Source organism: Quadrisphaera sp. DSM 44207, from assembly GCF_900101335.1.
Taxonomy (GTDB): Bacteria; Actinomycetota; Actinomycetes; order Actinomycetales; family Quadrisphaeraceae; genus DSM-44207.
Genome location: NZ_FNKA01000002.1, coordinates 47,381 through 74,044 on the forward strand (window position 1 = coordinate 47,381; position 26,664 = coordinate 74,044).

General features: G+C 76.8%; 25 protein-coding genes. 13 read left to right on the forward strand and 12 right to left on the reverse strand.

Annotation, left to right across the window (positions count from 1 at the left end; genetic code table 11):
- Window positions 1–6: 6 nt before the first annotated feature.
- Window positions 7–651, reverse strand: coding sequence for a hypothetical protein (locus tag BLS82_RS06335; RefSeq protein ID WP_092862994.1), 645 nt, complete (start codon window positions 649–651; stop codon window positions 7–9).
- On the reverse strand, window positions 648–1,394 hold the full coding sequence (locus BLS82_RS06340) for an alpha/beta hydrolase (protein WP_092862997.1): 747 nt from the start codon (window positions 1,392–1,394) through the stop codon (window positions 648–650). The genes BLS82_RS06335 and BLS82_RS06340 overlap by 4 nt, the downstream gene beginning before the upstream one ends.
- Before the next feature lie 100 nt (window positions 1,395–1,494).
- Between BLS82_RS06340 and BLS82_RS06345 the strand changes: the two genes are divergently transcribed.
- The 8 genes from BLS82_RS06345 to BLS82_RS16595 all read left to right on the forward strand — a co-directional run bounded on the left by BLS82_RS06345 (window position 1,495) and on the right by BLS82_RS16595 (window position 11,409).
- The gene (locus BLS82_RS06345; protein WP_092863000.1) at window positions 1,495–2,466 is read left to right on the forward strand and encodes a lysophospholipid acyltransferase family protein; all 972 of its coding nucleotides are present in this window, start codon (window positions 1,495–1,497) and stop codon (window positions 2,464–2,466) included.
- 10 nt (window positions 2,467–2,476) lie between these two features.
- Complete coding sequence (gene dapA / locus BLS82_RS06350) at window positions 2,477–3,391, forward strand: 4-hydroxy-tetrahydrodipicolinate synthase (RefSeq protein ID WP_092864857.1); 915 nt, start codon at window positions 2,477–2,479, stop codon at window positions 3,389–3,391.
- Window positions 3,392–3,455: 64 nt separating this feature from the next.
- Window positions 3,456–5,141, forward strand: coding sequence for a ribonuclease J (locus tag BLS82_RS06355; protein WP_092863002.1), 1,686 nt, complete (start codon window positions 3,456–3,458; stop codon window positions 5,139–5,141).
- Between the two features lie 95 nt (window positions 5,142–5,236).
- Window positions 5,237–7,987 carry a DNA translocase FtsK gene (locus tag BLS82_RS06360; protein WP_092863005.1) on the forward strand — a complete coding sequence of 917 codons (2,751 nt, stop codon included), beginning with the start codon at window positions 5,237–5,239 and terminating at the stop codon, window positions 7,985–7,987.
- A gap of 68 nt (window positions 7,988–8,055) precedes the next feature.
- Entirely contained in the window at window positions 8,056–9,579 is a 1,524-nt protein-coding gene (locus tag BLS82_RS06365) for a MiaB/RimO family radical SAM methylthiotransferase (protein WP_092864860.1), read from the forward strand.
- The gene (gene pgsA, locus BLS82_RS06370; RefSeq protein ID WP_092863008.1) at window positions 9,576–10,202 is read left to right on the forward strand and encodes a CDP-diacylglycerol--glycerol-3-phosphate 3-phosphatidyltransferase; all 627 of its coding nucleotides are present in this window, start codon (window positions 9,576–9,578) and stop codon (window positions 10,200–10,202) included. Before BLS82_RS06365 ends, pgsA begins: the two co-directional genes overlap by 4 nt.
- Window positions 10,203–10,260: 58 nt before the next feature.
- A complete protein-coding gene (locus tag BLS82_RS06375; protein ID WP_092864863.1) occupies window positions 10,261–10,725 on the forward strand; it encodes a CinA family protein in 465 nt (154 codons plus the stop codon).
- Window positions 10,726–11,016: 291 nt separating this feature from the next.
- Window positions 11,017–11,409 carry a helix-turn-helix domain-containing protein gene (locus BLS82_RS16595; RefSeq protein ID WP_092863011.1) on the forward strand — a complete coding sequence of 131 codons (393 nt, stop codon included), beginning with the start codon at window positions 11,017–11,019 and terminating at the stop codon, window positions 11,407–11,409.
- A gap of 7 nt (window positions 11,410–11,416) precedes the next feature.
- On the opposite strand, the gene BLS82_RS06385 is transcribed toward BLS82_RS16595, so the two are convergent.
- From BLS82_RS06385 to BLS82_RS06405, 5 genes are read right to left on the reverse strand one after another with little or no spacing between them, the layout of a single operon-like run.
- Window positions 11,417–12,130: a VIT1/CCC1 transporter family protein gene (locus BLS82_RS06385; protein ID WP_092863014.1), complete on the reverse strand. Its 714-nt coding sequence runs from the start codon at window positions 12,128–12,130 to the stop codon at window positions 11,417–11,419.
- A gap of 39 nt (window positions 12,131–12,169) precedes the next feature.
- The gene (locus BLS82_RS06390; protein WP_092863017.1) at window positions 12,170–13,060 is read right to left on the reverse strand and encodes a DNA-formamidopyrimidine glycosylase family protein; all 891 of its coding nucleotides are present in this window, start codon (window positions 13,058–13,060) and stop codon (window positions 12,170–12,172) included.
- 4 nt (window positions 13,061–13,064) lie between these two features.
- Window positions 13,065–13,655 carry a pyridoxamine 5'-phosphate oxidase family protein gene (locus BLS82_RS06395; protein ID WP_092863020.1) on the reverse strand — a complete coding sequence of 197 codons (591 nt, stop codon included), beginning with the start codon at window positions 13,653–13,655 and terminating at the stop codon, window positions 13,065–13,067.
- 40 nt (window positions 13,656–13,695) lie between these two features.
- Entirely contained in the window at window positions 13,696–18,702 is a 5,007-nt protein-coding gene (locus tag BLS82_RS06400; protein WP_092863023.1) for an Lhr family helicase, read from the reverse strand.
- Window positions 18,703–18,753: 51 nt separating this feature from the next.
- Window positions 18,754–19,071 (reverse strand): DUF3817 domain-containing protein, encoded by a 318-nt coding sequence (locus BLS82_RS06405; RefSeq protein ID WP_092863026.1) that lies wholly within the window; start codon window positions 19,069–19,071, stop codon window positions 18,754–18,756.
- A 63-nt stretch (window positions 19,072–19,134) separates the two neighbouring features.
- On the opposite strand from BLS82_RS06405, the gene BLS82_RS06410 reads away from it, so the two are divergent.
- The 5 genes from BLS82_RS06410 (at window position 19,135) to BLS82_RS06430 (ending at window position 22,825) form a co-directional block, all read left to right on the forward strand.
- Entirely contained in the window at window positions 19,135–19,359 is a 225-nt protein-coding gene (locus BLS82_RS06410) for a DUF3046 domain-containing protein (protein WP_092863029.1), read from the forward strand.
- A 123-nt stretch (window positions 19,360–19,482) separates the two neighbouring features.
- The gene (locus tag BLS82_RS06415; protein WP_092863032.1) at window positions 19,483–20,043 is read left to right on the forward strand and encodes a hypothetical protein; all 561 of its coding nucleotides are present in this window, start codon (window positions 19,483–19,485) and stop codon (window positions 20,041–20,043) included.
- 2 nt (window positions 20,044–20,045) lie between these two features.
- The gene (locus tag BLS82_RS06420; RefSeq protein ID WP_218123679.1) at window positions 20,046–20,924 is read left to right on the forward strand and encodes a S1C family serine protease; all 879 of its coding nucleotides are present in this window, start codon (window positions 20,046–20,048) and stop codon (window positions 20,922–20,924) included.
- A gap of 236 nt (window positions 20,925–21,160) precedes the next feature.
- Entirely contained in the window at window positions 21,161–22,207 is a 1,047-nt protein-coding gene (recA, locus tag BLS82_RS06425) for a recombinase RecA (RefSeq protein ID WP_092863035.1), read from the forward strand.
- Between the two features lie 39 nt (window positions 22,208–22,246).
- Window positions 22,247–22,825 (forward strand): regulatory protein RecX, encoded by a 579-nt coding sequence (locus BLS82_RS06430; protein WP_092863038.1) that lies wholly within the window; start codon window positions 22,247–22,249, stop codon window positions 22,823–22,825.
- Window positions 22,826–22,854: 29 nt separating this feature from the next.
- Here the strand turns inward: BLS82_RS06430 and BLS82_RS06435 are convergent, their stop codons facing one another.
- The 5 genes from BLS82_RS06435 to BLS82_RS06455 all read right to left on the reverse strand — a co-directional run bounded on the left by BLS82_RS06435 (window position 22,855) and on the right by BLS82_RS06455 (window position 26,581).
- The gene (locus BLS82_RS06435; RefSeq protein ID WP_143028763.1) at window positions 22,855–23,148 is read right to left on the reverse strand and encodes a hypothetical protein; all 294 of its coding nucleotides are present in this window, start codon (window positions 23,146–23,148) and stop codon (window positions 22,855–22,857) included.
- A 111-nt stretch (window positions 23,149–23,259) separates the two neighbouring features.
- A complete protein-coding gene (locus BLS82_RS06440) occupies window positions 23,260–24,147 on the reverse strand; it encodes an amino acid ABC transporter permease (RefSeq protein ID WP_092863044.1) in 888 nt (295 codons plus the stop codon).
- Window positions 24,144–24,794 carry an amino acid ABC transporter permease gene (locus BLS82_RS06445; protein ID WP_092863046.1) on the reverse strand — a complete coding sequence of 217 codons (651 nt, stop codon included), beginning with the start codon at window positions 24,792–24,794 and terminating at the stop codon, window positions 24,144–24,146. The genes BLS82_RS06440 and BLS82_RS06445 overlap by 4 nt, the downstream gene beginning before the upstream one ends.
- A gap of 117 nt (window positions 24,795–24,911) precedes the next feature.
- A complete protein-coding gene (locus BLS82_RS06450) occupies window positions 24,912–25,808 on the reverse strand; it encodes a glutamate ABC transporter substrate-binding protein (protein WP_092863050.1) in 897 nt (298 codons plus the stop codon).
- A 20-nt stretch (window positions 25,809–25,828) separates the two neighbouring features.
- Window positions 25,829–26,581: an amino acid ABC transporter ATP-binding protein gene (locus BLS82_RS06455; RefSeq protein ID WP_092863053.1), complete on the reverse strand. Its 753-nt coding sequence runs from the start codon at window positions 26,579–26,581 to the stop codon at window positions 25,829–25,831.
- Window positions 26,582–26,664: the final 83 nt, after the last annotated feature.

Genomic DNA, 26,664 nt, shown 5'->3' on the forward strand with positions numbered 1-26,664 from the left:
GCGCCCTCAGACGACGGCGCCGTCGTCCTCGTCGTCGTCGCGGGACGTCGGCAGGCGCAGCACCAGGGCCACCGCGCCCGCGACGAAGGCCGCCACGAGCAGCAGCACCGCCGTCCCGGGCAGGGCCGGGCCCACCACGACCGTGACGAGCAGCAGCACGGGGGCGCCGACCGCGCCGAGCCACGGCAGCCAGGAGGACCACGACGGCCGCAGCGGCGCCGGCTCCGGCGGCACGAAGCGGTCCTCCGGGTCCTCCGCCGGCTCCGGCTCCGGCCGGGGCGGGCGGGGACGGCGCGCCGCGGCCTCCCCGGCGGACCCCGCGGCTGACCCTCCGGCTGACCCCCTGGCGGTCTCGCCGGTCCACGGGTCGCGGGCGTCTCGGGCGTCGCGGGTCGCGTCGCTCGGGCCGGGGGGAGCGACCGGGCCGGGGGGAGCGACCGGGCCGGTCAGGTCGGCTGGGCCGGGGGGGTCGAGGGGCTCGGTGTCCTCCTGGGCGGGCCAGGCGCCGACGGGCGGCCGCTCGGCGTCCCAGTGCGCGACGATGTCGGCCCAGGCGGCCTCGACGTCCACGCCGCTGCGCTCCGGCGGCGTCTCGGGCCCCGGGCGCTCCTCGGGCCGCTCGCCCTCCCGGTCCTCCGGGGTCCCGCTCACGGCGCCACCCTCCGCACGAGGTCGAGCGTGGTGGCGCTGATCGCCGGCGCGTCGTGGTCCAGCGTCGCCACGTGGTAGCTGTCGGCCAGCACGTGCTCGCGCACGTCCGTGGACGAGACCGAGGAGAGCACCAGGGCGCTGCTGGAGGGCGGGACGACGTGGTCGACCGCCGAGCGCAGCAGCACCAGCGGCGCGACCACCCGGTGCAGGTCGCGCACGAGCTCGCGGCTGGCGCGCTGGAAGGTGTGCAGGCTGCCCAGCGGCACCCGGTCGTAGGCGAGCTCCGCGACGTCGCGCACCCGCAGGTCGCCCCCCACCCCGGGGGCGCTCGCGACCAGCCGGCGCAGCACGGGCACCGCGAGGCGCTCGCGGGCGCCCTGGCGCACGGAGGGGTTGACGAGCACCAGCCCGGCGACGTCCCCGGGGTGGTCGGCGGCCAGGCGCAGCGCGAGCGCCCCGCCCATCGACAGCCCGCCCACGACCGTCGTGCAGCCGCGCGCGCGCAGGGCGGCCAGCTCGGCCGCGACGGCCGCCACCCAGTCGTCCCAGCCGGTGCGGGCCATCTCCTGCCAGGTGGTGCCGTGCCCGGGCAGGCGCGGCAGGCGCACCGTCAGGCCGGCGTCGGCGAGGTCCTGGGCCCACGGGCGCAGGCCCTGCGGGGAGCCCGTGAACCCGTGGCACAGCAGCACCGCCCGGTCCCCGCCGTCGGCGGAGAAGGGCTCGGCGCCGGGCAGGACGGGCACGCCGTCATGGTGTCACGGCGACCGCCGCTCCTGCCGCACCCGGCGGCGTGGACCTAGAGTGCGGGCACCCGGTCGACGGTCGCCGGGGGAGGAGGACCGCGTGTTCTACTGGCTCGCCAAGGCGGTCCTGTACCCCCTGATGACCGCGCTGTTCCGCCCGTGGGTGCGCGGCCTGGAGAACGTGCCCGCGGCGGGGCCGGCGATCCTCGTGGCCAACCACCGCTCCTTCTCCGACTCCGTCTTCCTGCCGCTGGTCGTCCCGCGCCGGGTCACGTTCCTCGCGAAGTCGGACTACTTCACCGGCCGCGGCGTCAAGGGCCGGCTGACGGCGGGCTTCTTCAAGGGCGTCGGGCAGCTGCCGATCGACCGCTCCGGCGGCAAGGCCAGCGAGGCGGCGATCCGCACCGGGCTCGGGGTGCTCGCGCGCGGCGAGCTGCTCGGGCTGTACCCGGAGGGCACCCGCAGCCCCGACGGGCGCCTGTACCGCGGCCGCACGGGCGTGGCCCGCATGGCGCTGACGGCGGGCGTGCCCGTCATCCCCGTCGCCCTCTTCGGCACGGACGTCGTCCAGCCGGTGGGGCGGACGATCCCGCGGATCCGCCGCGTCGGCGTCGTCATCGGGCGGCCGCTGGACTTCTCGCGCTACGCCGGCATGGAGAACGACCGCTTCGTGCTGCGCTCCGTGACGGACGAGATCATGTACGAGATCATGCGGCTGTCGGGCCAGGAGTACGTCGACCTGTACGCGACCACGATGAAGGAGCGCCTGAGCGCGGCCTCGGTCAAGGACCGCCTCGCCGCCGCGACCCGTGGCGCCGTGGGCGGCGAGGAGGGCGTGGCCCGGGCGCGCGCGGCCGCGCAGGCCGCCGCCGACAGCGCCCCGGGCGGCCGCCCGGCGCCGGAGCAGGAGCCCGTCGCCGACGACGGCGCCGCGCTCGACGGGTCGGGCGGCGGGTCGGCGAACGGGTCGGTGAGCGGGTCGGGCGACGCCTCCGCGGACGGCATGCTGGACGACGCGCTCGACGCCGTCGTCGAGGACGAGCGCGGAGGGCGGCGCGGGGAGCCCCGGTAGCGTGGCCCCCATGTCCGCCCCCGCCGCCCCGCCGCCGTCCCGGCCGCGGCCCTTCGGCACGGTCCTGACCGCGATGGCCACCCCCTTCACCGCCGAGGGGGAGCTCGACCTCGACGCCGCCCAGCGCCTCGCCGCGCACCTGGTGGACGCCGGCAACGACGGGCTCGTCGTCGCGGGCACGACCGGGGAGTCCCCGACGCTGGCCGAGCGCGAGCACGACGCGCTGCTGGCGGCCGTGGTGGAGGCCGTCGGCGACCGCGCGACCGTCGTCGCGGGCTCGGGCAACAACGACACCGCGCACAGCGTCGCGCGGGCGAGGGCGGCGGAGGCCACGGGCGTGCACGGGCTGCTGGTGGTCAGCCCCTACTACAACAAGCCGCCCCAGGAGGGCCTGCGCCGCCACTTCGAGGCGGTCGCGGACGCCACGGGCCTGCCCGTCATGCTCTACGACATCCCCGGTCGCACCGCCGTGGCGATCGCCACCGACACGCTGCTGCGCCTGGCCGAGCACCCGCGGATCGTCGCCGTCAAGGACGCGAAGGCGGACCTGTTCGCCTCCTCGGTCGTCATGGCCGGCTGCGACCTGGCCTACTACTCCGGCGACGACACGCTGAACCTGGCCCACCTGACGCAGGGGGCGGTGGGGATGGTCAGCGTCGTGGGCCACGTGGCCGCGGCCCAGTACGCGCAGATGGCCGCGGCGGTCGACGCCGGCGACCTCGCGACGGCCCTGGCCCTGCACCGCCGGCTGCTGCCCGCCGTGACCGCGATCATGACGCGCACCCAGGGGGCGATCATGGTCAAGGCCGCGCTGCAGCTGCAGGGCACCCTCGCCCACCGCACCGTGCGCCTGCCGCTGGTGGAGGCCACGCCCTCCCAGGTCGAGCAGCTGCGCGCCGACCTCGAGGAAGCGGGAGTCCTGTGAACGAGCGAAGCGAGCGAACCGTCGAGCGCAGGGCATCGCTCACGGCGACGACGGAGGAGGCGGCGTGAGCCAGTCGCACCCGGAGCTGTCCCCGCCGCGCGCGCTCGCGCCGGGCGCGCTGCGGATCGTCCCGCTCGGGGGCCTGGGCGAGGTCGGCCGCAACATGGCCGTGCTCGAGATCGACGGCAAGCTGCTGCTCATCGACTGCGGCGTGCTCTTCCCCGAGGAGAACCAGCCGGGCGTCGACCTGATCCTCCCCGACTTCAGCCACATCGCCGACCGGCTCGGGGACGTCGTCGCGCTCGTGCTCACCCACGGGCACGAAGACCACATCGGCGCCGTGCCCTTCCTGCTGCGCCTGCGCCCGGACATCCCGCTCGTCGGCTCCACGCTGACGCTGGCGCTGGTGGAGGCCAAGCTCAAGGAGCACCGCCTGACCCCGTACACCCTCGCCGTGCGCGAGGGGCAGGTCGAGCGCCTCGGGCCCTTCGAGTGCGAGTTCGTCGCGGTCAACCACTCCATCCCCGACGCCCTCGCGGTCGCCGTGCGCACGGCGGCGGGCACGGTGCTGCACACGGGCGACTTCAAGATGGACCAGCTGCCGCTGGACGGGCGGATCACCGACCTGCGCGCCTTCGCCCGGCTCGGCGAGGCCGGCGTGGACCTGTTCATGGTCGACTCCACCAACGCGGAGGTCCCCGGGTTCACGACGTCGGAGCGGGAGATCCGCCCGGCGCTGGAGCGGGTCTTCGCCACCGCGCAGCGGCGCATCATCGTCGCGAGCTTCGCCAGCCACGTGCACCGGGTGCAGCAGGTCCTCGACGCGGCGGCCGCGCACGGGCGCAAGGTGGCCCTGGTGGGGCGCTCGATGGTGCGCAACATGGGCGTCGCGGCCGACCTGGGCTACCTGGACGTGCCGCGGGGCGTCCTCGTCGACCTGCGCGACGTCGAGGACCTGCCGGACGAGCGCGTGGTGCTCATGTGCACCGGCTCCCAGGGCGAGCCGATGGCGGCCCTGTCGCGCATGGCCAACCGCGACCACCGCATCCAGGTCGGCACGGGCGACACGGTGGTGCTGGCGTCCTCCCTCATCCCCGGCAACGAGAACGCCGTCTACCGCGTCATCAACGGCCTGATCCGCCTCGGCGCGGAGGTCGTGCACTCGGGCAACGCGCGCGTGCACGTGTCCGGGCACGCCAGCGCGGGGGAGCTGCTGTACGTCTACAACATCCTGCGCCCGCGCAACGTCATGCCCGTGCACGGCGAGGTGCGCCACCTGCACGCCAACGCCGACCTCGCCGTGAGCACCGGGGTGCCGCGCGAGCGGGTGGTCATCGCCGAGGACGGCGTCGTCGTGGACCTGCGCGACGGCCGGGCGCAGATCGCCGGTGCCGTGCCGTGCGGCTACGTCTACGTCGACGGCTCCTCCGTGGGCAGCATCACGGACGCCGACCTGAAGGACCGCCGCATCCTCGGCGACGAGGGGTTCGTGTCCGTCTTCGTCGTCGTCGACGCCGCCACGGGCAAGGTCGTCGTGGGCCCGGAGGTGCACGCGCGGGGCGTGGCCGAGGAGGACGCGGTCTTCGAGACCATCAAGCCGCGCATCGCCGACGCCCTGGCCCAGGCCGCCAGCGACGGGGCCCGGGACACCCACCAGCTGCAGCAGGTGGTGCGCCGGGTCGTCGGGCGCTGGGCGGGCACGACGCTGCGCCGCCGACCGATGATCATCCCGGTGGTCCTGGAGGCCTGAGCACGGCTGGACCTCGACCTCCGCCCGAGGTCGAGGTCCGGCGGCCCCGGCGTGGGACGGGTGTTGAAGATGTGACTGCGCGGTAGCGTGGGTGCATGGCGACGCGCACCCCGACGCGCCGGGGGGCGAAGAGCACCCGACGCGCGCCGGTCCGGTCCACGCGGCGACCGGCGGGGCGCGAGCAGCGCGCGGAGCCCGCCAGGCTGCCGCTGCCGCTGCGCGCCGTCCGCCGCGCCTGGATGGGGACGGCGCACCTCGTCGGCGGGACGGCCCGCCGCCTGCGGGAGGACGGTGGGACGGACCTGGACCCGGACGTGCGGCGCGACGGCGTCGGGCTGGCCCTGGTGGGGCTGGCCATCGTGGTCGCCGCCCGCGAGTGGTGGGGCCTGCGGGGCTCCTTCGGCGACGTGGTGCACGCGGTCGTCGGCGGCACGGTCGGGCGGGTCGGGCTGGCGCTGCCCCTGCTGCTGCTGGTCTGCGCCGTGCGCCTGCTGCGCCGCCCCGACTCCGCCCGGGCCAACAACCGGGTGGCCATCGGCCTCAGCGCCATCGCCGTGGCCGTCGCCGGGCTGGTCCACCTCGGCTCCGGGTCCCCGAACCCCACCGAGGGCGCCGCGCCCGTGCGGGAGGCCGGCGGCATCGTCGGGTACCTCGTCGCCACGCCCCTGGCCGCGGCGCTGACCGTCTGGGTGGCCGTGCCGCTGCTGGTGCTGCTCGCCCTGTTCGGCGTGCTCGTCGTCACCGCGACGCCCGTGCACGCCATCCCCTCGCGGCTGCGCGAGGGCTACTCCCGCCTGACGGGCCAGGACGGCGACCTGGAGGAGCCGGCGCCGCGCGCCCGCGCCCGGCGCCGCCGCGCCGGCGCGCACCCGCTGGGGGAGCCGCGCGACGGCGACGAGGCCTACGAGTCCCCGCTCGTGCGCGCCGACCGGGAGGCCCGCGAGGCCCGCGAGGCCCAGCAGGCGCGGGAGGCCGAGGAGGCCCTGGAGGTCCAGGAGGCGCTGGACGCGCACCAGGCCTCCGCCCGGGCGGCGGCTCGGGCGGAGGAGGCCGCTGCGCGGACCGTGCCCGTCCCGGCCCCGCCCGCGCCGCAGCGCCGCCCCGAGCCGGACCGCGCCGTCCTGGAGGCCCCGCCCACCACGCAGCTGCCCGAGCGCGTGGAGCAGCTGTTCCTCTCCGGCGACGTCACCTACACCCTGCCGCCGGACGCCGCGCTGGCCACGGGCAGCAGCCACAAGACGCGCACGCCGGCCAACGAGCGCGTCGTCGAGGCGCTGACCGGGGTGCTGGAGAACTTCGGCATCGACGCCCGGGTCACCGACTACACCCGCGGCCCGACCGTGACGCGCTACGAGGTCGAGCTCGGCACCGGCGTGAAGGTCGAGAAGGTCACGGCCCTGAGCAAGAACATCGCCTACGCGGTGGCCAGCGCCGACGTGCGCATCCTCTCGCCGATCCCCGGCAAGTCCGCCATCGGCGTGGAGATCCCCAACACCGACCGCGAGACCGTCTCCCTCGGCGACGTGCTGCGCAGCTCGGCGGCCCGCAAGGACGAGCACCCGATGCTCATGGGCGTCGGCAAGGACGTCGAGGGCGGCTACGTCGTGGCGAACCTCGCCAAGACCCCGCACCTGCTCGTCGCGGGCGCCACCGGCGCGGGCAAGTCCAGCTTCGTCAACTCGATGATCGTCTCGATCCTCATGAGGGCCACGCCCGACCAGGTGAAGATGATCCTCGTCGACCCCAAGCGCGTGGAGCTGACCGCCTACGACGGCATCCCGCACCTCATCACGCCGATCATCACGAACGCGAAGAGGGCGGCCGAGGCGCTGCAGTGGGTCGTGGCGGAGATGGACGCCCGCTACGACGACCTCGCCGCGTTCGGGTTCAAGCACGTCGACGACTTCAACCGGGCGGTGCGCGCCGGCGCGGTCGAGCCCCTGCCGGGCAGCCAGCGCGTGCTGCGCCCCTACCCGTACCTGCTCGTCGTCGTCGACGAGCTCGCCGACCTGATGATGGTCGCGCCCCGCGACGTCGAGGACTCCATCGTCCGGATCACCCAGCTCGCCCGCGCGGCCGGCATCCACCTGGTGCTGGCGACCCAGCGCCCGAGCGTGGACGTCGTCACGGGCCTGATCAAGGCCAACGTGCCCTCGCGCCTGGCGTTCGCGACGTCCTCGCTCGCGGACTCCCGCGTCGTCCTGGACCAGCCGGGCGCGGAGAAGCTCATCGGCCAGGGCGACGCGCTGTTCCTGCCCATGGGCAGCTCCAAGCCGGCCCGCGTGCAGGGCGCGTGGGTGACCGAGACCGAGGTCGCCGCCGTCGTGGCGCACGTGAAGGGCCAGCTCGACCCCGACTACCGCGAGGACGTCGGCGCGTCGACCGGCGCGAAGAAGGAGGTCGACGAGGACATCGGCGACGACCTGGAGCTGCTGCTGCAGGCCGCCGAGCTCGTCGTGACCACGCAGTTCGGCTCCACGTCCATGCTGCAGCGCAAGCTGCGCGTGGGCTTCGCCAAGGCCGGGCGGCTCATGGACCTGCTGGAGTCCCGGGACGTCGTGGGCCCCAGCGAGGGCTCCAAGGCCCGCGACGTCCTCGTCAAGCCCGACGACCTGCCGACGCTGCTGGCGTCCCTGCGCGGGCAGGGCGGCGCGGCCGCGGGCTCCGGCGGCGCGACCGCGGGGTCGGCGCGCAGCGGGGCCACCCCCCTCGCCTCGGCGGGCGCCTCCGCGGCGGGCGCCGGCGCGGACGGCACCGGGTGGCACGACGGCGAGGACGACGGCGAGGACGACGGCGAGGACGACGGGGCGTCCGAGGACGCCTGGCAGCTGACCGACCGGGCGTGAGGCGCGCTCGCGTCCACGGCCCCCACGACGGGCCGGTGGACGCGGGCGCGGACCCGTACCCTGGGCGCGTGCCAGCACGCAGCGTCGCTCTCGTCACGCTGGGCTGCGTCCGCAACGAGGTCGACTCCGAGGAGCTCGCGGGCCGCCTCGCCGGCGCCGGGTGGGACCTCGTCCAGGACCCCGCGGACGCCGACGTCGCCGTCGTCAACACGTGCGGCTTCATCGAGCAGGCGAAGAAGGACTCCGTCGACGTGCTCCTGGAGGTCGCCGACCTCAAGGGCGCGCCCGCGCGCGGGTCGGGCGACGGCGCGGGCGGGAGGCGCCGCCCGCGCACCCGGGCGGTCGTCGCGGTCGGCTGCATGGCCGAGCGGTACGGCGCGGAGCTGGCCGAGGCCCTGCCCGAGGCCGACGCGGTGCTCGGCTTCGACAGCTACGCGGACCTGTCCACGCACCTGGAGGGGCTGCTGCACGGCCGCGCCCCGGCGCCGCACGTGCCGCGCGACCGGCGCTCGCTGCTGCCGGTCAGCCCCGCCGCCCGCCAGGCCGCGGCGGGCGCGGTCGCGCTGCCCGGCCACGGCCCTGCGGGCGACCTGCCGGCGGGCGCGGCGCCCCCCTCGGGGCCGCGGGTGGTGCGAGCCCGCCTGGACGGGTCCCCGCACGCGGGAGGTGCCCCCAGCCCCTGGGCGCCGCTGAAGCTGGCCTCGGGGTGCGACCGCCGCTGCACCTTCTGCGCCATCCCCTCCTTCCGCGGCGCGTTCGTCTCCCGGCCCCCGCAGGACGTGCTCGCCGAGGCGCGCTGGCTCGCCGAGCGCGGCGCGCGCGAGCTGTTCCTCGTCTCGGAGAACTCCACCTCCTACGGCAAGGACCTCGGCGACCTGCGGGCCCTGGAGCGCCTGCTGCCGCAGCTGGCCGCCGTCGACGGCGTCGAGCGCGTGCGCGTGTCGTACCTGCAGCCCGCCGAGGTGCGCCCCGGCCTGCTGGAGGCGATCGCCGGCACGCCCGGCGTCGTCCCCTACTTCGACCTGTCCTTCCAGCACGCGGCGCCGGGCGTGCTGCGGCGCATGCGGCGCTTCGGCGGCACGGAGGCCTTCCTCGGGCTGCTCGAGCACGTGCGCGCCCTCGCCCCGGACGCCGGCGTGCGCTCCAACGTCATCGCCGGGTTCCCGGGGGAGGCGGAGGAGGACGTCGCCGAGCTCGAGCGGTTCCTCACCGCCGCGCGCCTGGACGTCGTGGGCGTCTTCGGGTACTCCGACGAGGAGGGCACGCAGGCCGCGTCGCTGGACGCCAAGGTCGGCGAGCACGAGGTCGCCGCCCGGGTGGCGCGCCTCTCGCGGCTGGTGGAGGAGCTGACCGGCCAGCGCGCCGAGGAGCGGGTCGGCTCGCTCGTCACCGTGCTGGTCGAGGAGGTCGAGGACGGCGCCGCCGTCGGGCGCGCCGAGCACCAGGGCCCGGACGTCGACGGCACCACCCGCCTGCTCGGCCCGGCCGCGGCGCACCCGGTCGGCGCCCTCGTGCCGGCGCGCGTCGTCGCCGCCGAGGGCGTCGACCTCGTCGCCGAGCCGCTGGAGGCCGGCGCCGGGAGGCCGTCGTGACCCGCGCCGACCCCCTAGCGGTGCCCTCGGCGTCGCCGCCGCCGCGCAACCTCAACATCGCCAACGTCCTGACCGTGGTGCGGGTCGCGCTCGTGCCGCTGGTGGCCTGGCTGCTGCTCCTGGACGGCGGCGCGGACCCGGTGCTGCGCCTGCTGGCGTTCGCGGCGTTCGTGCTCGCCGGCATCACCGACCGCATCGACGGCGAGCTGGCCCGCCGGCGCAACCTCGTCACCGACTTCGGCAAGGTCGCCGACCCGATCGCGGACAAGCTGCTGCTCGGCACGGTGCTCGTCGGGCTGTCGTGGCTGGGCGAGGTGCCGTGGTGGATCACCGTCGTCATCCTCGGGCGCGAGCTCGGGGTCACGGCGCTGCGCTTCTGGGTCATCCGCCACGGGGTGATCCCGGCGTCGTCCGGGGGCAAGCTGAAGACGGTGCTCCAGCTCGTCGCCCTGGGCATGTACCTGCTGCCGCTGCGCACGTGGTTCGACGGCGCGGCCGAGGCGGTGGCGCGGGGGACGGCCTTCGCCGTGCTCCTGGCCGCCGTGGTCGTCACGGTCGTCACCGGCGCCGACTACGTGGTGCGGGCCGTGCGGCTGCGCCGCTCCGCCCGTGGCGGCCGCTGACCCGAGCGCTCCCGCGGGGGAGGCGGCGGCTGAGGCGGCGGCTGAGGCGGCGGCGGTCGTGGCCGCGCTGCGGGCCGCCGGGCTGACGGTCGCGGTCGCCGAGTCCCTGACCGCCGGACTGGTCAGCGCCCGCCTCGCGGACGTCCCCGGCGCCTCCGCGGTGCTGCGCGGCGGGGTCGTCGCCTACGCCACCGACGTCAAGGCGGGCGTGCTGGGCGTGGACGCGGCGCTGCTCGCGGAGCACGGGCCCGTCCACGAGCAGGTCGCCCTCGCGATGGCCCGCGGCGCGCGGGACCTGCTCGGCGCCGACCTCGGGGTCGCGACCACCGGGGTCGCCGGGCCGCGGCCGCAGGGCGGGCAGCCCGTCGGCACCGTGCACGTCGCCGTCGCCGGGGCCGGCGCGGGCGGCCGCCCGGTGCTGCGCGCCGAGCGGCTGGCCCTGCCCGGCGACCGCGCGGCGGTGCGCGCCGCGGCCGCCGCGGCGGCGCTGCGGCTGCTGGCCGCCGCCACCGCACCGGCGTGAGGGCCGCCACAGCGGGTCACCGCCGGAACGCCGCCCCGGGCGGGGACGTTGTACCCGGTGATGGTCCACCCCCTGCCGCGCGACCCGCGGTCCCCGGCCCGCCCCCGTCCTCTCGCTCCCGCCCGCCCCTCCGCCGCCGGGCGCCCGCCGCAGCGCCCCGACGCACCGACGCGCTCCCGCACCGCGGGGGTCCCCAGCGGTCCGGGGTACCGTGGTGCCACGGCGCCACCAGCGCCGACCGGCGTCCTCCCCCGGACCGCCGCAGACCGGACGAGCGAAGGGAGGCGGCCCGTGGTCCTGCTCCGGCGCGAGATCGGCGACGTGCTGCGCGCCGCTCGCCAGCAGCAGGGGCGCACCCTGCGCGAGGTCTCCGGTGCGGCCCGCGTCTCCCTGGGCTACCTCTCCGAGGTCGAGCGCGGCCAGAAGGAGGCGTCCTCGGAGCTGCTGTCCTCCATCTGCGACGCCCTCGACGTGCCGATGTCCACGGTGCTGCGCGAGGTGAGCGATCGGGTGGCGGCCGTCGAGGAGCCGGCGCGGCTGCTGCCGGGCACCGGTGAGCTGGAGGCCGCGCTCGAGCGCGACGGCGTCGACGCCGCCACCGCCGCCACCGCCGCCACCGCCGTCGAGCCGGTGACGATCGAGGCGCCGCGCCTGGAGCGCAAGGCCCTCGTCTCCGCCGCCTGAGGCGCGCTCACCCGATCTGCGCGCCCACCAGCGCACCCGTCGTCCACGTGACCGCCATGGCGGCGGCGCCCACCCCCACCGTGCGCAGCACCGCGGGCCGCGCGGGCGCCCCGCCCGTGCGGGCGGAGGCCCATCCGGTCAGGGCCAGCGCGAGGAGCACCGCCGCCGCCGTGACGGGCACGCGCCAGGTCAGCGGCGGCAGCAGCACCGCGAGCAGCGGCAGCAGGGCGCCGGCGGCGGACGCGGTCATCGAGCTCCACGCCGCCCGCCACGGGTCGCTGCGCTCGTCCGGGTCGATCCCCAGCTCGACCGCGGCGTGGGCGGCCAGCGCGTCGTGGTCCGTCAGAGCCCGGGCCACCTGGTGGGCCAGCGGACCCGGCAGCCCGCGGTCGGCGTACATCTGCGCCAGCTCCGCCAGCTCCTCGTCGGGCAGGTGCTCCAGCTCCCACCGCTCGCGGGCCAGCACCGCCCGCTCGGTGTCGCGCTGGGTGCTCACCGACACGTACTCCCCGCCGGCCATCGACAGCGCGCCGGCCACCACGCCCGCGACGCCGGCGAGCAGCACCGGCCCCCGCGCGCTCGTCGCGCCCGCCACCCCGACCACGAGCCCCGCGGTGGAGACGATGCCGTCGTTGGCGCCGAGCACGCCGGCGCACAGCCAGGTCAGCCGGGCTAGCACCGAGCCGCGGTGGGCCTCGCCGGGGTGCTCGTGCGCGCTCACCCGCGCAGGCTCGCACGGTGCCGCAGCGGCGGCCAGGCCTCAGCGCGGCGAGCGGTGCGCCGTCCGGCGTCCCCCGGCTCGGGGCGCCGACCCGAGGGGCCGCTGCGGCAGGCCGGTGTCCGTCGGTGCCGGGCCGCGCTGGCAGCGGGGGCAGTAGAAGGCGGTGCGGTCCTGCGGCGCGCGCCCGACCATCGCGACCCGCACCGTCGTGCCGCAGCGGTGGCACGGCTGCCCCGAGCGAGCGTGCACCCACTGCCGCCGCCCCGGTCGCGGATCGCCCGTCGTGGACTGGGCGACCTCGTGCCGGCACGTGTCGAGCATGCGGTGCACGAGCGCGACCAGGCCGGCGGGGTCGGGGACGTCGCGCACCGGCGTCCACGGGGTCACGCCCCGCACGAACAGCGCCTCGGCCATGAAGAACGTGCCGACGCCCGCCAGCACCCGCTGGTCGAGCAGCGCCTCCCCGACGGCGCGGTCGGGATCGGCGCGCAGGTTCTCCAGCGCCCGCTGCGGGTCCCAGCCGGGCCCGAGCACGTCCGGGCCGAGGTGCCCGACCAGGCGGTGCTCCTGGTCCGTGGGCACGAGGTCGAGCATCCCCAGCCGGTGGCCCACGGCGGTCCAGCGCGCGGTGACGAGCACGGCGCGCACGGCGTGCGCGGCGCGGGCCGTGCGCCAGGGCGCCCCCGTGGCGTGCACGTGCCAGGAGCCCTCCATGCGCAGGTGGCTGTGCAGGGTCAGCGGCGCCCCGCCCGCCGCGGCGGTGCGGCACAGCAGGTGCTTGCCGGCGCTGACGACCTCCACCACGGTGCGCCCGGACAGGTCCGCGGCCGCCAGGGACGGCCAGCGCAGGTCGCCGGACAGCAGCTCCTGCCCGGCGAGCGCGGTGTTCAGGCGCTGCGCGGTGCGCCAGACGACGTCGCCCTCGGGCACCGGCTCAGGCCCCCGGTGCCGGATCGGTGCCCGGATCGGTGCCCGGGTCGAGTCCGGGCAGGGCGTCGATGCTGCGCGCGTTGCGCGTGCGCCAGTACCGGGCGAAGTAGGCGTCGTCGCGGCGGCCCTGCGCCCGGTCGAGGACGTCGCGGTCCGCGCGCAGGTCCATCAGCGGCACGGAGTACCCGCACGAGTCGGCGACGCGCTCGACGTCGACGACGACGACCGAGCGCTGGCCCCGGGTGCGCTCCTTCGGGAAGCGCGCCCGCAGCGCGGGGAAGTCGGCGTCGTCGGGCAGGACGACGCGCCCGCGCCCGTGCAGCCGCACGACGGTCGGCGGCCCGCTGAAGGCGCAGAACATCACGACGATCCGGCCGTTCTCGCGCAGGTGGGCGATGGTCTCCACCCCGGAGCCGGTGTAGTCGAGGTACGCCACGCGGGAGGCGCCCAGGACGGCGAAGGTGCCGGCCATGCCCTTGGGGGAGACGTTGACGCGCCCGTCGGCGTCCAGCGGCGCCGTGCCGACGAAGAACACCGGCTGCTCGAGCAGCCACGCCGCGAGGCGCTCGTCGATGCCGTCGTGGACCGCGCCCATGCGGGTCAGCGTGCCACGCCGCAGGCGCCGCCGGGCCGGCTCACGCGCGAACCCGCAGCCCGCGCGGGGTCGCGGTGAAGCCCGCGGCCTCCAGGGCGGCGCCCAGCGCCGAGCCCCCGGGAGCCAGCACGCCCTCCCCGTCGGCGCGCTGGACGGTGAGCCGGCCCAGGGCCCCGTCGCGCACGGCCAGGGCGAGCGCGTCCGCGCCGGCCTGCAGCGCCTGCGGGTCCTCGGTGAAGGAGAGCAGGGTCCGCCCGCCGCGCTCGACGTAGAGGACCAGGTCGCCGTCCAGCAGCACCACCAGCGCCCCCGCCTTGCGCCCGGGCCGGTGCCCCGCGCCTGGGGGCACCTCCCGCTTGCGGGGGACGGCGCCCTCGCGCCCGGGCACGGCCTCGCGCTCGGGCCAGGGCAGGGCGGCCCCGTACGGGTTGGCGGGGTCCGCGGCGGCCAGCACGACGGTGCGCGGCCGGTCGGCCTCGGCGCCGCCCGCCCCGCGGTGGTCGGAGGGCTGCCACTGGCCGGCGCCGACCGCCGACAGCGGGCGGGCCGCGGCCCGCAGCCGGTCGACGGCGCCGGTGCTGGCGAACTGCGAGGCGCCGAGGCCCTCCACGAAGTACCCGCGGCGCACCCGGCCGGCCTCCTCCATGGCCGCGAGCACGCGGTACACGGCGGCGAAGCCCCCCGGCAGCCGCTCGGCGGCCACGGCGCCGCGGGTGAGGACGCCGTGCCGGTCGAGCAGCACCTCCGCCGTCGCGGCGGCGCGCACCGTGGCGTCCGGCTCGGCCTGGGGCAGCAGCGACCACCGGCCCGCCGCCGTCGGCGGCCCCGAGCGCGCCGGCAGCGCCCCGGCGCCGGGCCGCCCGGGCCGGCCCGGGCGCAGGCGCCCGTAGCGGGCCCGCGGCGCCGCCCGCGGGGCCCGGTGCGCGGTGCGCCCCCCGGCCAGGCGCGCCCGCAGCGGCGCGAGCGTGTCGTTGGTCAGGTGCCCCGCCCACACGAGGTCCCACAGCAGGTCCGCCAGCGCGGCGTCTGGGGGCGCCTCCCGCTCGCGGGGGACGGTGGAGCCCACCGCATCCGACAGCGCGCGGAAGAAGTAGGCCCCGCCGCCGGAGAGCGCCTCGAGCACCCGGGCGTGGGCGTCGGTGAGCTCGAGGTCGTCCTCCGGCGGCGCCAGGGTGACGGCGGCGGAGTCGGCCAGGTGCAGGGAGACCCAGCCGTCGTCGCCGGGCAGCGCGCCGTGCCCGCGCCAGAGCACCTCTCCGGAGGCGGTCAGCTCGTCGAGCAGCGCGGGCGCGTAGCGCTCGACGCGCACCGGCAGCACGAGGGACTCGATCGCGCTGGCGGGCAGCACCGCGCCCGCCAGCTGCTCCACGACGCGCAGCACGCCATCCGCTCCGCGCAGCCGGGAGCCGACGCCCTGCCAGCCGGGCAGGAACAGGGCCAGGTCGCGCGGCGGCACCGGCTCGACGTCGGCGCGCAGCGCGGCCAGCGAGCGCCGCCGCAGCAGGCGGAGCACCTCCGCGTCGCACCAGTCCGGTACCGAGCCGGGCGTGCCGGGCACCGCGCCGTCCAGCGACGCGCGCACCTCGGGCGGCAGCAGGTCGCCGGAGACCAGGCGCCCGGAGCGCTCCAGGCGGCGCAGGGCGTCGGTGACGACGGCCACGCCCGTGCCGAGCCGTGCGGCCACCACCGCCGCCGTGAACGGCACGTGCGTGCGCGCGTAGCGGGCGACGAGGTCGGCGACCGGGTCGGGCAGCGGGGCGGTGAACGCCTCGGGGACGCCGACCGGCAGCGGCACCCCGAGGGCGTCGCGCAGGCGCCCGGCGTCCTCGACCACCGCCCACCGCGCCTCGCCCGCGATCCGCACGGCGATCACGCGGCGGGAGGCCTCCAGCTCGGCGAGCCAGCGCGCCGCCTCCGGCTCGTCGGCGCGCGAGCGGGCCGCCACCTCCGCGGTGCCCAGCGGCCCGAGCACGCGCAGCAGGTCGGCGACGTCCTCGGCGTCGCGGCAGCGGCGGTCCTCGGCCAGGCGCTGCAGCTCCGCCTGCGTGCGCGCCAGCGCCTCGGCGTCGAGGAGGTCGGCCAGGGAGGCGCCGTCGCCGCGCCCGAGGAGCTCGGCCAGCAGGGTGGGGTCGAGGGAGAGGGCGGCGGCCCGCTTCTCCGCCAGCGGGGTGTCGCCCTCGTAGAGGAACTGCGCGACGTAGCCGAACAGCAGCCCGCGCGCGAAGGGGGAGGCCTGCTCGGTCGTCACCTGCACCACGCGCACGGCGCCGGAGCGCAGGGAGCGCATGAGGTCGGCCAGCGCCGGCACGTCGAAGACGTCCTGCAGGCACTCGCGCACCGTCTCCAGCACGACGGGGAACGAGGGGTAGCGGCTGGCGACCTCCAGCAGCTGCGCGGCGCGCTGGCGCTGCTGCCACAGCGGGGTGCGGCGGTCCGGGCGGCGCCGCGGCAGGAGCAGGGAGCGGGCCGCGCACTCGCGGAAGCGGGAGGCGAACAGCGCGGAGCCGCCCAGCTCCGCGGTCACGAGGGTCTCGACGTCCTCCGGCTCCACGAGCACGGCCTCGAGCACGTCGGGCGCCTCGCTGCGCCCGGAGCCGCCGCCCGCCCCGGTCAGGCTGGCCCCGAGGTCGTCGCCGAGCCCGCTGAGCAGGTCGAGGTCCGGCAGGCGCAGCACGAGGCCGTCGTCGGCGGACATCGCCTGCACGTCGACGCCGAAGCGCTCGCGCAGCCGCGCCCCCACCGCCAGCGCCCACGGCGCGTGCAGCTGGGCGCCGAAGGGGGAGTGCACCACGACGCGCCAGTCGCCGAGCTCGTCGCGGAAGCGCTCGATGACGATCGTGCGGTCGTCGGGCAGGTGGCCGGTGGCCTCCTGCTGCTCGCGCAGGTACGCGAGGAGGTTGTCCGCCGCCCACTCGTCGAGCCCGGCCTCGCGCGCGCGGGCCCGCGCCCGCTCGTCGTCCAGCGCGCCGACCTCCCGCACGAACGCGCCGACGGCCCGACCGAGCTCGGCGGGGCGCCCGAGGGCCTCGCCGTGCCAGAAGGGCAGCTTGCCGGGCAGGCCGGGAGCGGGGGAGACGAGCACCTGGTCGGCCGTGATGTCCTCGATGCGCCACGTGCTCGTGCCGAGCGTGAACACGTCGCCCACGCGCGACTCGTAGACCATCTCCTCGTCGAGCTCGCCGACGCGCCGCCCCGGCCCCTCGCCCGTGGCGAGGAAGACCCCGTACAGGCCGCGGTCGGGGATCGTGCCGCCGCTGGTCACCGCCAGCCGCTGGGCGCCGGGGCGACCGGAGAGGGTGCCGGCGACGCGGTCCCACACGATCCGGGGGCGCAGCTCGGCGAACTCCTCGCTGGGGTAGCGCCCGGAGAGCATGTCGAGGACGGCCTCGAGCACCCCCCGCGTCAGGCCCGCGAAGGGCGCCGCGCGCCGCACCACGCGCTCGAGGTCGTCGACCGGCCAGTCCTCCATCGCCGTCATGGCCACGACCTGCTGGGCGAGGACGTCGAGGGGGGACGACGGCACGCGCAGCGCCTCGATCGCCCCGGCGCGCATCCGCTCGGTGACCACGGCGGTCTGCACGAGGTCGCCGCGGTACTTGGGGAAGACCACGCCGTGGCTGACGGCGCCGACCTGGTGCCCGGCGCGCCCGACCCGCTGCAGGCCGCTGGCGACGCTGGGCGGGGACTCCACCTGCACCACCAGGTCGACCGCGCCCATGTCGATGCCCAGCTCCAGGCTGGAGGTGGCCACCACCGCCGGCAGCCGCCCGGACTTCAGGTCGTCCTCGATGAGGCTGCGCTGCTCGCGGCTGACCGACCCGTGGTGGGCGCGGGCCAGCACGGCCGGGGCCGCGCCGCCCCGCCCCGCCTGGGCCATCACCTGCGCCGGCGGCCGGGACGGGGTCTGCGCGGCAGCGGCGCCCACGGCCACCCCGCCGTCCTCGTCCGGCCCCGCCTCCTCCGCACCCTGCTCCACGCCCTGCTCCGCCGCCTGCTCGGCCGCGGCGCGCTCGGCCCAGATCTCGTTCAGCCGGGTCGTCAGCCGCTCCGCCAGGCGGCGGCTGTTGGCGAAGACGAGCGTGGAGCGGTGCGAGGCCACGAGGTCGACCACGCGCTCCTCGACCGCCGGCCAGATCGACGCGCGCGGCTCGGCCCCGGCCGCCAGCCCCGTGAGGTCCTCGGTGCGCTGGCCGAGCTCGCCCATGTCGGGCACGGGGACGACGACCTCGAGCTCGACCACCTTGGTCGAGGGCGGCTGCACCACGGTGACGGGGCGCCCGCCGCCGTCCCCGGCGACCGCGCCGCCCGCCGCGTCCCCGCCGGGGACCGCGGTGCCGACGGGGCGCGCCCCGGCGAGGAAGCGCGCGACCTCCTCCACCGGGCGCACGGTCGCGGACAGCCCGATCCGCTGGGCGGGCACCGGCAGGAGCGCGTCGAGGCGCTCGAGGGTCAGCGCCAGGTGCGCGCCGCGCTTGGTGCCCGCCACCGCGTGCACCTCGTCGACGACGACCGTCTCGACCCCCGCCAGCACCTCGCGCGCTGCGGAGGTCAGCAGCAGGAACAGCGACTCCGGGGTGGTGATGAGCACGTCCGGCGGCGTGCGCGTGAAGGCGCGGCGCTCCTGGGCCGGCGTGTCCCCGGAGCGCAGCGCCACGGACACCTCCGGCAGCGGCAGCCCCAGGCGCTGCGCCGCGTGGCGCATGCCGGTCAGCGGCGCGCGCAGGTTGCGCTCGACGTCGGTGGCCAGCGCCTTCAGCGGCGAGACGTAGACGACGCGGCAGCGGCGCTGGAGGTCCTCCGGAACGGGGGACGTCGCGATCCGGTCCAGGGCCCACAGGAAGGCCGACAGCGTCTTGCCGGAGCCGGTCGGGGCGACGACGAGCGCGTGGTCCCCGGCGCTGATGGCCCGCCACGCGCCCTCCTGCGCCGCGGTGGGCGCGGCGAAGGCGCCGCGGAACCAGTCGCGGGTGGGCGCGGAGAAGCGCTCGAGGACGTCGCCGTCGTCACCGACGCCGGTGGTGGCGGGGGTGCCACGCCGCTGGGCCATCCGGGCATCGTGACACCGGGGTCCGACAGCGCGCCCGCCCGCGCCCTCCCGTCACCCGCTCGGGCCGCCGGCTCGGGCGGGCGGCGCCAGCCTCCCGGCGCGGCGCGCCCACGCCTCGAACAGCGCCGTGGCCACCGGCGGCACGCTCGCCGCCAGCGCCAGCAGCATCGTCCGGGCCGGCCACCGCAGCGTGCGCGCGGCCACCAGGGCGAGCGCGACGCAGGCGGTGGACGCGGCCCCGTGCGGGGGGCCGAACAGCTCCACGCCGGCCTCCGTCGTCCGCGCGACGCGCTCGGCCCACGTCCCGACCAGCAGGCCCGCCCACGTGAGGGCCTCGAGGAGGGCCGCGACCCGGAAGGCGCCCGGCACGCGGGCGCGCCACCCGCCGGCGCCACCCGCCGGTGCCGGCGGCTGCGTGCCACACTCGCGCGGGTGCGGGCGAGCGAGTTCGAGCAGCTGGCCGAGCAGGTGTTCGGGCGGCCGTACGCCGACTCGGTCCTGCAGGACCAGGTCCTCGGCGTCCTCGGGGACCGCACCGCGCGCCAGGCGCTCGCGGACGGCGTGCCGCCCCGCGACGTGTGGGTCGCCCTGTGCGACGCGCTCGACGTGCCGGAGGAGCGCCGGTGGCTCGACCCGCGCCGGCGCCGCGCCCGCTGACCGGCGCGCTCGCCGGAACCGCCACCGCGGCGCGGCCGAGCCGTCCATGATGGGTCGCACGGCGTTCCGGGCGGGAGCGCGGCACGGCCCGTGGACGGCGCCGCGGCAGGAGGAGGAGGGCTGATGTCGATCGACGAGCGCCTGGCAGCGGTGAGCGCGCCGCCGGCCCGCCGGCGGGTCCCCCAGCGGCGGACCGTCGTGGTGGTCCTCGTCGTCGCCCTGCTCGCCGCGGTCGGCGCGGGCGCCTACCTGTACGCGGTCGCGGGGCGCTGGCAGGAGCGCGCCGAGCTCGTGTCCGCCGAGCGCGCCGACCTGCAGGCCCAGCTGGCCGACCTGCAGGCCCAGCACGCCGACCTGCAGGAGCGGGCGACGGCCGTGGAGGACGAGCTCGGCCAGGCCAGCGACCGGGTGCGCGCGCTGTCGGACGAGAAGGCGCAGGTGGCCGACCAGCGCGAGGCCAACGCGCAGAAGGCCCAGCGCAACTTCGACGTCGCGCGGTCCGCGGCCGACGTGGCCACCGCGATGGGCACCTGCGCGTCGTCCATGCGCCAGCTGCTCGACGTCGTCCTCGCCTCGCCCGACTACGACTACGCGCTCGCCCAGCGCACCGCCAGCGGCGCCGACGCGGCCTGCGCCCAGGCGCAGGAGCTCCAGCAGCAGTTCGTCGTCTCCCTGGAGGGCTGAGGGTGGCGCGCTCCCGCCCGCACCCGCTGCGCGGCGCCCTGCGCGCGCGGCGCGCGGGCGGTGCGGGGGCCCTCGCCGCCGTCCTGCCCGCCGCCTCGTGCGCTGCCCTGCTCGCCGGCTGCGCCGTGCCGCGCCCGCCGCAGGACCCACCGTCCACCGCGCCGTCGTCCACCGCGGCGCCGTCCACCGCGGCGCCGTCCACCGCGCCGTCGTCCGCGGCTCCCTCGTCCGCGCCCCCGTCACCCACGGCCACCGAGGCCGGGACCACCCAGGAGGACGGGGCCCGCTCGCCGGCCGGGCGGGTCGCGGGCTTCGACGCCGTCGAGCGCGCCGCGGTGCGGGTGCGCAACGTCCGCTGCGGGTCCGGCATCGCCACCGGCTCCGGCTTCGCCGTCGACGAGCGGACCCTGATCACGAACCAGCACGTCGTGGAGGGCGCCGAGGCCCTGCAGGTGAGCACGTACGACGGGCAGGAGCTGACCGTCTCCACCGCCGGGATCAGCACCATCGCCGACCTCGCGGTCGTGCGCACCGATCAGGAGCTGCCCTCCCACGTGCCGCTCGCCGCGCAGGACCCGAGCACCGGGGACCCGGTCAGCGTCGTCGGCTTCCCCCTCGGCGGGCCCATGACCAAGAGCAGCGGGCAGGTGCTCGGGATGGCCGACGACCCGATCGGCGCCATGGCCGAGCAGGTGGTCGCCACGGACGTGCCGGTCGAGCACGGCAGCTCCGGCAGCGCCCTGCTGGACGCCACCGGCGAGGTCGTCGGCGTGGTCTACGCCGGGGCCACCGCCGGCGGCCAGTCCTACGCCGTGCCCGTCTCGGTGCTCTCCCGGCTGCTGGCCGGCGACGCGCCGGAGGCGGCGCCCTCCTGCGGCTAGCCCCTCGCCGACCTGCTGCTCGGCGAGGTCGCCGCCAGGACGCTCGTCCACGTCCTCCAGCTCGCCGCGGCTTCCGATCTCGAACGCGTGTTCGTAGGATGGCCGTCGTGCCGGGCACCCGGTGCCGTCCGTCCACAGGTCGGCCGCGGGGCTCCCGGACTGTCGGTGGTGGCACCTACCGTCGTCCCCGACGACACCGACGCACCCGACGGGTGCTCCCGACCTGAGGTGAGGACATGCCCGCTCCGGCAGACCGCTCCAAGTCCCTCGACATCGCGCTGGCCCAGATCGACAAGCAGTTCGGCAAGGGCTCGGTGATGCGGCTCGGCGACGAGTCCCGCCCCCCGATCGAGATCATCCCGACGGGCTCCATCGCCCTCGACGTGGCCCTGGGCATCGGGGGCCTGCCCCGCGGCCGCATCGTCGAGATCTACGGCCCGGAGAGCAGCGGCAAGACGACGGTCGCGCTGCACGCCGTGGCCAACGCCCAGCGCAAGGGCGGCATCGCCGCCTTCATCGACGCCGAGCACGCGCTCGACCCCGAGTACGCCAAGAAGCTCGGCGTCGACACCGACGCCCTGCTCGTCTCCCAGCCCGACACCGGCGAGCAGGCCCTCGAGATCGCCGACATGCTGATCCGCTCCGGCGCCCTGGACATCATCGTCATCGACTCCGTGGCCGCCCTGGTGCCGCGCGCGGAGATCGAGGGCGAGATGGGCGACAGCCACGTCGGCCTGCAGGCCCGGCTGATGTCCCAGGCGCTGCGCAAGATCACGGGCGCCCTGAGCAGCTCGGGCACCACGGCGATCTTCATCAACCAGCTGCGCGAGAAGATCGGCGTGATGTTCGGCTCGCCCGAGACCACGACCGGCGGCAAGGCGCTGAAGTTCTACGCCTCCGTGCGCATGGACGTGCGGCGCATCGAGACCCTCAAGGACGGCAGCGAGCCCGTCGGCAACCGCACGCGCGTGAAGGTGGTCAAGAACAAGGTCTCCCCGCCGTTCAAGCAGGCGGAGTTCGACATCCTGTACGGCCAGGGCATCTCCCGCGAGGGCGGCCTGATCGACATGGGCGTCGAGCACGGCTTCGTGCGCAAGTCGGGCGCCTGGTACACCTACGAGGGCGACCAGCTGGGGCAGGGCAAGGAGAACGCGCGGGCGTTCCTGCGCGACAACCCCGACCTCTCCGACGAGCTGGAGAAGAAGATCAAGGAGAAGCTCGGCGTGGGTCCGCGCGTCGACGCGCCGGCGGAGGCGCCGGTCGTGGTCCCGGTCGACTTCTGACGGTGACCCGGCGGGTGCCGCCTCGGAGGAGGACGTCCCGTGCCTCGACCGGCGCCTGAGCCCCCGGAGGACGACGCGCGCCGCGGCGGCGAGACCGCTGCGGACGCCGACCCCCACGCCGTCGCCCGGGCCATCGCCCTGCGCCAGCTGACCGCTGCACCCCGCAGCCGGGTCGAGCTGGAGCGGGCGATGGCCCGCAAGGGCGTCCCGCAGGACGTCGCCGCCCAGGTGCTCGACCGCTTCGTCGAGGTCCAGCTCGTCGACGACGAGGCCTACGCGGCGATGCTCGTGCGCTCGCGGCACGCCACGCGCCACCTGGCGCGGCGCGGCCTGGCGCACGAGCTGCGCTCGAAGGGCATCGACCCGCAGACGGCGGAGCGGGCGCTGCAGCAGGTCGACGCCGACGACGAGGAGGCAGCCGCCCGGGCCCTGGTGGCCCGGCGCCTGCCGGCCACGGCGCGCCTGGAGCCGGAGGTGCGGCTGCGCCGGCTCGCGGGCGTGCTCGCCCGCAAGGGGTACCCCCAGGGGCTCGCCGTCCGCGTGGTGCGCGAGGCCCTGGCCGCCGAGGGCGCCGACGAGGACGCGCTCGGTGGCCACCCCGGCCCGCTGGACGACTGAGCGCGCGGGCAGACCGCACCACGGGCGGCCTAGGCCTGCAGCGCCTCGGTGCCGGTGCTCCCGGCCAGCGGCCCGGCGGCCGTCGTCCCGAGCTGCGCCCAGTCGAAGCCGACCTCGACCCGGTGCACTCGCCCGTCAGCGGCTCGCAGCACGTAGGAGCCCCACCGGTCCCGCTCCAGCTCCCGCCCCTCGCTCAGCACGCGGGGGGTGTGCGCGTGGCGCGGGTCCACGGTCAGGGGCCGTCCCGCGAGGGTGACCGCGTACGGCGCGGCGGTGCGACCGCTCCGGTGCGGTCCACGGCCGGCTCCGGGTCCGCGCGCCACGACGACGATCATGGCGCCACCGCGGGCAGCACGGCCGCCGTGTCGTCCCGTCAGCCGGTCGGGCGAACGCCGGGCACCTCGCGGGCTTCGGGCGGGCGGTCCGGCGGCCGCTCAGGCGCCGGTGGTCGCCTCGCTGGCGCGCGTGGCCGCGGTGCTCGCCCTCGAGGTGCGCGCGCGTCCCAGCCGCCGGTCGACGGCGTGCGCGAGGCGGTCCAGCGCGAGGCAGATGACGACGAACAGCACGGCGACGACGGCGTACATCTGCAGCGGGTCGTCCAGCGAGCCGCGGATCCGGTCGGCGTGCCAGATCACGTCGCGGACGTTGGCGAGGACGATCGAGGCGAGCGCGGTGTCCTTGATGATCACCACGAGCTGGCTGATGAGGGCGGGCAGCATGGCGCGCAGCGCCTGCGGCAGCTGGACGAAGCGCATCGTCTGCCCGCGCGTCAGCCCGACCGCCAGCCCCGCCTCCGCCTGGCCGCGGGGCAGCGCCACGACGCCGGCGCGCACGATCTCGCTGATGATCACGCAGTTGTAGGCGGTCAGGCCGACGACGAGGAACCAGAAGTTGCCGACGTCCAGGCCGACCTCGGGCAGCAGCACGCTGACGTAGAAGATCGTCACGACGACGGGCAGCCCGCGCAGGAGCTCGACCGCCCCGACCAGCGGCAGGCGGCTGTAGCGGCCCAGGCTCAGGCGGGCGGCGGCGATCGCGACGCCGATCACCGCGGAGGCGACGGTGGCGGCCGTCGCTGCGCGCAGCGTGAAGGACAGCCCCTCGGCGAGGCGGCCCCACACGACGGGGAACTCCTCGGTGCGCGGGTCGACCAGCGGCGCCCACAGCTCGGCGTCCAGCTGGCCCCGCGCCGACAGGCGCACCAGGGCCGCGACGACGAGCGCGAGCAGCAGGGCGCCGGCGGCGACGGAGACCAGGCGGGTGCGCCGCCGCGCCCGCGGGCCCGGCGCGTCGAACAGGACCGTCGCCCCCGGGGCGCTCACCGGGGCACCGCCTGCCGGCGCTCGGTGACGGCGAGCAGCGCGCTCGCCGTCAGGGTCATCACGAGGAAGCCGATGGCGACGCCCGTCAGCACCGGTAGGCGCGGGTAGCCCTGGGCGCTGGTGAGCCGGTTGTAGACGCTGAACAGCTCGCCACCGACGCCGAACGCCCCCACCACCGCCGAGTTCTTGATCATCGCGATCTGCACGTTGCCGAGGGGCTGGACGACCGCGCGCAGCGCCTGGGGGAGGACCACGAGCCCGAGCGTCTGGGAGAAGCGCAGCCCGATCGCGCGCGCGGCCTCCGCCTGGCCCGCCGGGACGGCGTTGATGCCGCTGCGCTCGGCCTCGCAGACGAACGCCGCGGTGTACAGCACCAGCGCCGTGACCCCGAGGGTGTAGAAGCCGGCGCGGACGCCGAGCGCGGGGATGCCGAAGGCGAAGAAGAACAGCAGCACGGCGAGCGGCGTGTTGCGCAGCAGCGTCACGTACGCCGCGCCGAAGGCCCGCAGCACCGGCACGGGCGAGATGCGGCAGACGGCGACCAGCGTGCCGAGCACGAGGGAGCCGGCCGCGCCCCACAGCGCGATGCCGAGCGAGCGCAGGAAGCCGCTCCAGAACAGCGGCAGGTTGTCGAGCACCGGGTCCACGCGGTCACCTCCTCGGGCCTGCTGGGGGGCCTGCTGGGGGGCCTGCTGGGGGGTCTGCTGGGGCGCGGGCGGCGCCCGGTGCCCCGCGCGGGCGGGGCACCGGGCGCGGGCAGGACCTCAGACGCACTCGTCCGGCTCGGGCAGCTCCGGCACCTCGGTGCCCTCGAACTGGCCGGCCGTCGACGTCCAGGCCTCCTCGTAGTAGCCCTCCTCGGCGGCCTGCGCGAGCGAGTCGTTGATGAACTCGCAGAAGGCGACGTCGCCCTTGGCGATGCCGATGCCGTACGGCTCCTCGGTGAACTGCTCGCCGACGAGCTTGAACGCGCCGTCGGACTCGGCGACGTAGCCGGTGAGGATGACGTTGTCGGTCGTCACCGCCTGCACCTGGCCGTTCTCCATGGCCGTCACGCAGTCGTCGTAGACCTCGAACTCCACGAGCTGCTCGGGGGCGGCCAGGTACTGGCGGATGTTCTCGGCCGGGGTCGAGCCCGTCACCGAGCACACCGTGACGTCCGGGTTGGCGCGCAGGTCCTCCGGCCCGGAGATCCGCTCCTCGTCGGCGCCCACCATGATCTGCTGGCCGGCGACGTAGTAGGGGCCGGCGAAGGTGATCCGCTCCCGGCGGGTGTCGTTGATCGTGTAGGTCGCCACGACCAGGTCGACGGTGCCGTTGACGATCAGGTCCTCGCGCTGGGCGCTGGGGGCCTCGACCCAGGAGATGTCCTCGGGCGCGATCCCGAGCTGCCCGGCGACGTAGGTGGCGATCTGGACGTCGAAGCCCTCGGGGGCGCCCTCCAGGCCCTGCAGCCCGAAGCCGGGCTGGTCGAACTTCGTGCCGATCGTCATCGTCCCGGCCTCGGCGATCTCGGCCATGGTCGTGCCGGCCTCGAACTCCGGGGCCTCCTCCACGGAAGCCGCCGGCTCCTCGGCCGCCTCCTCGCCGCCCCCGCCGCACGCGGTGAGGGTCAGCAGCACCGCCCCGGCGGCGGCGAAGGTGGTGCGTCGTGCGGTCATGGGTTCCCTCCGGGAGTGGACTAGTGCGTGAGGATCTTGGACAGGAAGTCCTGGGCCCGCACCGAAGTCGGGGCGGTGAAGAAGCGCTCGGGCGCCGCCTGCTCGACGACCTCGCCGTCCGCCATGAAGACCACGCGGTCCGCGGCGCGGCGGGCGAAGCCCATCTCGTGGGTGACCACGACCATGGTCATGCCCGAGCGGGCGAGGCCGGTCATGACGTCGAGGACCTCGTTGATCATCTCGGGGTCGAGGGCCGACGTCGGCTCGTCGAAGAGCATCACCTTGGGGTCCATGGCCAGCGCCCGGGCGATGGCGACGCGCTGCTGCTGCCCGCCGGACAGCTGCGCGGGGTGCTTGTCGGCCTGGTCCGCGACCCCGACGCGCTCGAGGAGCTCGCGCGCGCGCCGCTCCGCCTCCACCCGCGGCACCCGGCGCACCCGAGTCGGCCCGAGCACGACGTTCTCGAGCACGCTCTTGTGGGCGAAGAGGTTGAAGGACTGGAAGACCATGCCGACGTCCGCGCGCAGGCGGGCGAGGTCCTTGCCCTCCTGCGGCAGCGGCTGCCCGTCGAGGGTGATGCTCCCCGACTCGATCGTCTCCAGCCGGTTGATCGCCCGGCACAGCGTCGACTTGCCCGAGCCGGAGGGCCCGATGACGACGACGACCTCGCCGCGGCCGATGGTCAGGTCGACGTCCTTGAGCACGTGCAGGGCGCCGAAGTGCTTGTTGACCCGGTCGAGGACGACGAGGGGCTCGCGCGCGACGTCGCTCATGGCGCTGAAACCTAGGTCACGGCTGCCACCGCAGGACCCGCCGGCCCCGATCGACGCACAACCGTGATGCGGCGCGCCCGACC